The following is a 5750-nucleotide window of genomic DNA, read 5'->3' on the forward strand; positions in this document are numbered from 1 at the left end:
GGAACCAGCCTGGTCGCGTCCTCCGCCACCGCGGAGGCGCCGTACCGGATCACCCTGCCGGCCGCCGCGGACGGCATCGAGACGCCCGAGGAGTTCTTCGGGTTCGAGATGGGGACGGAGGGGAAGCTCGCGGCGTACCCCGACGTCCTCGACTACATGAAGACCATCGCCAAGCAGTCCGACCGGGTCGACTACGAGACGGTCGGCGAGACGACGATGGGCAACGAGTACGCCACCGTCTTCATCAGCGCACCCAAGAACCTCGAGCGGCTCGACGAGATCGTCGCGGCCAGCCAGAAGCTCTCCGACCCGCGCTCCACCTCGGAGGCCGAGGCCAAGGCGCTGGCCCGGGAGAGCGTCCCGATCTATCACCTCGAGGCGACGATCCACTCGACCGAGGTCGGCAACGGCCAGGCGATCAACGACATCGTGCACCGGCTCGCGACCGAGGACTCCGACTTCACCGAGGAGGTGCTCAACAACTCGGTGATCATGCTGGTCCCGTCGCAGAACCCTGACGGCCAGCACCTGGTGGTCGACCACTTCAACCGGACCGCAGGCACCGACCTCGCGCGGACGTACCCGGATCTTTACCACAAGTACACCGGGCACGACGACAACCGTGACTGGACGATGTTCACCCAGGTCGAGGCGCAGTACCGGCTCGAGCTGGAGAAGAAGTACCGCCCGGTGATGACGCACATCATGCACCAGCAGGGCAACGGTGGGGAGCGCATCTTCGTCCCGCCGTACGGGGGCGTGACGAGCGCCAACGTGCCGCCCAACATGAACGCCTCGAGCGCGGTCGTCGGGCAGCACGCGGCTCGCCAGCTCGCCGCCGAGGGCAAGTCCGGTGTCGGGTCGCTCGACTACCACATCTTCTGGACCCTGGAGCAGCCCGTCGGGTTCTTCCCGTTCACCGGGACCGGCGCATACCTCACCGAGATCGCGTCCGCCACCGACCTCGCCTACCCGCAGAAGTCGAACGACGGCAAGCCGTTGGGCCCGCAGGTGCCGACGCAGGCGCTGATCGAGCCGTACGAGAAGGACACCTGGACGCTCAAGGACATCGTCGAGTACGCCAGCACCGCCACCTACGCGGGCATGGAGTACGTCGCGCAGAACGGCGAGAAGCTGCTCTACGACAACCTCTTCGCCGTCCCGCAGGAGTACATGGAGAACGGCGTGAAGTCCGGTGTCGAGGCCTACGTCGTCGATGCCGAGCAGCGCGACCCGTTCGCGACGTACGAGATGCTCGAGCGCCTCGACTGGACGCAGGTCGAGATCCATCGGGCGACCGCCCCGTTCACTGCGGGCGGCAAGGAGTACGCCGCCGGGTCGCACGTGATCAAGACCAGGCAGCCGCGCGGCAACTGGGTCGACCAGGTGCTCGGCAAGGACACCTACCCGACCGACGACCTTCCGTACGCCGAGGCGACGACGAGCCTGCCGCTGCAGCTGGGCGTCGCGGTGGACGAGGTCAAGGGTGCCGTCGACGCGCAGCTCGAGCGCGTGACGTCCGTCGAGGTCCCGACCGTGACGATGCCGGCAGCGCCGGGCGCCTCGGGTGCGTACCTCGTACGACCGGAGTCGTACGGCACGATCCAGGTCGTGTCGGCGCTGCAGAAGGCGAACATCACGACCTTCCGGGCCGGCAAGGAGTTCGCCGCCGCCGGCACGACGTACCCGGCGGGCACGTACGTGGTCCCGGCGACGCCGCAGGCGCGCTCGGTCCTCGCGACGTCGACCAAGAAGGTCGGTGTCCCGGTGACGGCGGTCGCGACCGCGCCGAACGTCAAGGGCATCCAGCTCAAGCCGCGCACGCGGGTCGGCCTGCTGCGTGGGGCGAACAACATGCCGGGCGGCTGGGACATGTGGCTCATGGACCAGTACAAGATCAACTACGAGGTCGTGGGTGCCCAGGACTTCCAGACCGGTCGGCTGATCGACGTCTACGACACGATCGTCCTGCCGCAGGGCATCTCCAAGGCGCGCATCGTCGACGGGCTCGACCAGGAGCGCTACGACGAGGAGTTCGCGTGGGCGTACGGCGTCGGTGAGGCGGGTTGGAAGAAGCTGCGGCAGTTCGTCCGCCAGGGCGGCACGCTGCTCGCGATCGGCAGCTCGGTCGCGACGGCGAAGGAGCTGCTGGACCTGCCGATCGAGCCGGCTCTGCCGACCGACCAGGACGTCTTCGCCACCGGCGGCAGCCTCCTCAACCACGAGTTCGACACGTCCGACATGGTCGCGTGGGGGATGCCGGAGAAGTGGCCGGTGTGGCTCTACAACACGCAGGCGTGGAAGCCGACGGGCAAGAAGGCCGACGTCGTGTCGACCTACCCGCAGTCCGACGTCCTTGCGAGCGGATATCTCAAGGGTGAGGACTACATCGAGGGCGCGGCGAACGTCGTGTCGTTCGACGTCGGCAAGGGCAAGGTCGTGACGTACGGCAGCGAGATCACCTTCCGGTCGCTCCCGCGCTCGTCGTTCAACCTGCTCTACAACGCGGTGTACGGCGGCCCCGCTGCGGAGGTGAACAAGACCCAGCTGCGCAAGCTGCAGCCGGCCTTCTCCTCCAGCGGTCGCCTCCTGCAGTAGCGCGTCGCTCCGCCCCGTCCCCGTTGTGAAGACTTCAGGTCGGTTTCAGCAGCAGAAACCGACCGCAACCCTTCACAACGGGGACGGGCCCGCGTCGCGGTGGAGCTCGGTCAGTGCGAGGTAGTTGCTGGCGTTGACCTTGAGGCCTTCGCGCTCCTCGTCGCTCAGCGGGCGGCGCACCTTGCCGGGGACCCCGGCGACGAGCGACCCCGGCGGGACGTCGGTGTCCTGGAGGACGACGGCGCCGGCGGCGACCATGGAGCCCGCCCCGATCCGTGCCCCGTTGAGCACCACGGCACCCATCCCGATCAGCGAGTCGTCCTCCACCGTGCAGCCGTGGAGCACGGCGCGGTGCCCGACCGAGACGCCGGCGCCGAGGGTGACAGGCTTGTCCGTGTCGACGTGGAAGACGCACCCGTCCTGGACGTTGCTGCGCTCGCCGATCGTGATCGGCGCGTTGTCGCCCCGCAGCACGGCGCCGTACCAGACGCTGGCCTGCGGGCCGAGCGTCACGCTGCCGGTCAGGACCGCGGTGGGCGCGACGTACGAGGTGGGATCGAGGCTGGGGCTGGTGCCGGCGATGGTGCGGAGCAGGGGTGCGTCGGTCATGGTGCCGATCGTGCCACGGGTGGTGCCGCGCCCGGGCGAGGGTCGGGTACGGCCTCAGCCGAGGAGGGCGCGGCGGGCCATCTGGGTCAGCAGCTCCGCCATCGCGTCCGCCGAGATCCGGGCGCTGTGCGGCGTCGAGTTGAGCAGGCCGAACGTCGCCTGCACGGCGGCGCGCGCTGTCCGCTGGTCGAGCTCGGGGCGCAGCGTCCGGAGCACCTCGACCCAGGTGTCGACGTAGTCGAGCTGGAGCGCGCGCACCTCTGCCCTGCTGGCGTCGTCGAGGTTGGTCCACTCGCGCTCCTGCACGACGATCAGCGCAGGGTTGGTGAGTGCGAAGTCGATGTGGAAGGCCACCAGCGCGTCGAGCGCGTCCTTGGGGTCGCTCGCCTCCGCGACACGGGTGCGGCCGCCGCTGCGAAGCGTCCGGCTGATCCCGACGAGCATCTCGGAGAGGACCGCGTCCTTGCCGGCGAAGTGGCGGTAGAGGGCGGGGCCGGAGATCCCGCAGGCCGCGCCGATGTCGTGCACGGAGACGCCATGGAAGCCCCGCTCGGCGAAGAGGGTGGCGGCGGTGGTGAGGATTTGCTCCTGGCGCGTGGTGACCACGCCGTCATGCTAGGTCTCCACCGGTTCGCAGGGGAAAAGAAAGCGGCCGGCGGAGATCCGCCGGCCGCCGTTGTCCGTGAGCGGTCTCGGGTCCGCTCACGAACATGTCCCCTCCGCGTCACGGGGGCCGCGCGGAGGAGTCGGGGTGCTACAGGAAGAAATCTGCCACGAATTCACCGGCATGGGAATGGCATAATCAAGCCGTGGCATGAAAACGACACGGATCTCGTTCCGAACGCGGGCTCGCAAGGTCGAGATCGTGTGAACCGGCACCAGTTTTCCCACAAATCCGCCGGATATCGGCAAGATCACGTGGGACGATCACGCATCGAACCGCAGTGAGGGAGGTCGCGTGCTGGAAGTCCTAGGGCTGAGCCCCGACGAGTACGACCTCTATCGCACGCTGGTGGAGGTCGCGAGCGCGACACCGGGCGACCTCGGCGACGTGGTGGGGATGCCGGTCGCCGACGTGAGCGCCTACCTCTCCTCCCTCGAGCAGCGCGGGCTGGTCGGCCGTCACGTGGACGGCAGCGAGGAGCACTTCACCGCGTCTCCGCCGACGGTCGCCCTCGGCTCGTTGATCGTCGAGCGCCAGCGGTGGCTACGCCGTGCCGAGATCGAGCTCGAGCGCCTCAACGACCTCTATCGAAAGGCCGCCGACGATCGCACCGCCTCCGACCTGGTCGACCTGGTGCCGGGCCGGGACGCGGGGTTGCAGCGCGTGAAGCAGCTCGTCCGCGCCGCACGGCGAGAAGTCCGCCTGTCGGTGCGTACGACGAAGCTGACGTCGTCGGAGTACGGCTTCGTCGAGGAGCGGCGCGCCGTCGAGCGCGGCGTACGGTTCCGGATCCTCGCCGAGCGTGCGGTCCTCGACCGTCCCAACTCGCTCTCGGACTTCCACGACGGCGAGGGCATGGACGTCCGGCTCGCGTCTGCGCTCCCGTCGCGGCTGCTGGTGGTCGACTCCGAGATCGCGATGGTGCCGGTGATGGCCTCGCCGGACGACCTGTCCGGCGGAGCGCTGATCGTGCACCGGAGCGGACTTCTCGACAGCCTGATCGCTTTGTTCGAAGGGATGTGGGCCGGCGCTTCGCCGCTGCTCGAGAGCCAGTCCGGTGACGCGAGGGCCGCCGGGCTCGACGACACCGACGCACGGATCCTCCGCCTCCTCAACGCCGGCCTCACCGACCACAAGGTGGCGAACCAGCTCAGCCTCTCGGCCCGGACGGTGCAGCGCCGCATGAGTCGGCTGATGGAGCGGGCTGAGGTGGAGACGCGGCTCCAGCTCGGGGTCGCTGCGAAGCAGCGTGGTTGGCTCTAGCGGCGAAGCCAGCGCGGTTGGCTCTTGACCTCATGTCGACTTGAGCATGAACACTCGGGATTCCAGTCGACCGACGAGGAGGACCCGATGCGTGCAGTGGTGGTGCGGGAGTACGGCGGACCGGACGTGCTGGAGGTCGAGGAGCTCCCCGATCCCGAACCAGAGCCGGACCAGCTCCTGGTCGACGTCTCCGTCGCCGACGTGATCTACCTCGACACGATGCTCCGTCAGGGCGGGGCCGTGGAGTGGGGGATGTCTCTGCCGTACGTCGCGGGCGGCGCGGTCGCCGGCACGGTGCGCAGCGTGGGACCCGGCGTCGACGGCTCCTGGGTCGGGCGGCGGGTGGTGGCGCGATCGGGGACGCAGGGCGGGTACGCCGAGCGGGTCGCCGTTCCGGTCGAGACCGCGTACGCCCTCCCCGACGACGTCGCCGACGAGGATGCCGCCGCGCTCTCGCGTGACGGGGTGACGGCGCTGCGCCTCGTCGAGGTGACGCGTGTCGAGCGGGGCGACCGGGTGATCGTCAACGCCGCGACCGGAGGCGCGGGGGCGCTGATCGTGCAGCTGCTCCTCGCTCGGGGTGCGGCCGTGGTCGGGGCCGCCCGCGGCGAGCGCA

Annotated in this window: 5 protein-coding genes; 3 read left to right on the forward strand and 2 right to left on the reverse strand. The window is 69.4% G+C overall.

Annotated features, from left to right (window positions below; translation table 11 throughout):
• On the forward strand, positions 1-2598 hold a 2598-nt coding region (locus tag PV363_RS15255; protein WP_301022768.1), incomplete at its 5' end, for a M14 family zinc carboxypeptidase.
• A 72-nt stretch (positions 2599-2670) separates the two neighbouring features.
• On the opposite strand, the gene PV363_RS15260 is transcribed toward PV363_RS15255, so the two are convergent.
• Positions 2671-3207 (reverse strand): gamma carbonic anhydrase family protein, encoded by a 537-nt coding sequence (locus tag PV363_RS15260; protein ID WP_220342857.1) that lies wholly within the window; start codon positions 3205-3207, stop codon positions 2671-2673.
• A 54-nt stretch (positions 3208-3261) separates the two neighbouring features.
• A complete protein-coding gene (locus tag PV363_RS15265) occupies positions 3262-3813 on the reverse strand; it encodes a TetR/AcrR family transcriptional regulator (RefSeq protein ID WP_220342858.1) in 552 nt (183 codons plus the stop codon).
• Positions 3814-4165: 352 nt separating this feature from the next.
• Between PV363_RS15265 and PV363_RS15270 the strand changes: the two genes are divergently transcribed.
• Together PV363_RS15270 and PV363_RS15275 are read left to right on the forward strand one after the other, a co-directional pair.
• Positions 4166-5134 carry a LuxR family transcriptional regulator gene (locus PV363_RS15270; RefSeq protein WP_220342859.1) on the forward strand — a complete coding sequence of 323 codons (969 nt, stop codon included), beginning with the start codon at positions 4166-4168 and terminating at the stop codon, positions 5132-5134.
• Positions 5135-5221: 87 nt separating this feature from the next.
• A partial coding sequence (locus tag PV363_RS15275; protein ID WP_301022769.1) for an alcohol dehydrogenase catalytic domain-containing protein occupies positions 5222-5750 on the forward strand: 529 nt, incomplete at its 3' end.

Origin of the sequence: Mumia sp. (assembly GCF_028803055.1) — a bacterium.
In the GTDB taxonomy this organism is placed as follows: domain Bacteria; phylum Actinomycetota; class Actinomycetes; order Propionibacteriales; family Nocardioidaceae; genus Mumia.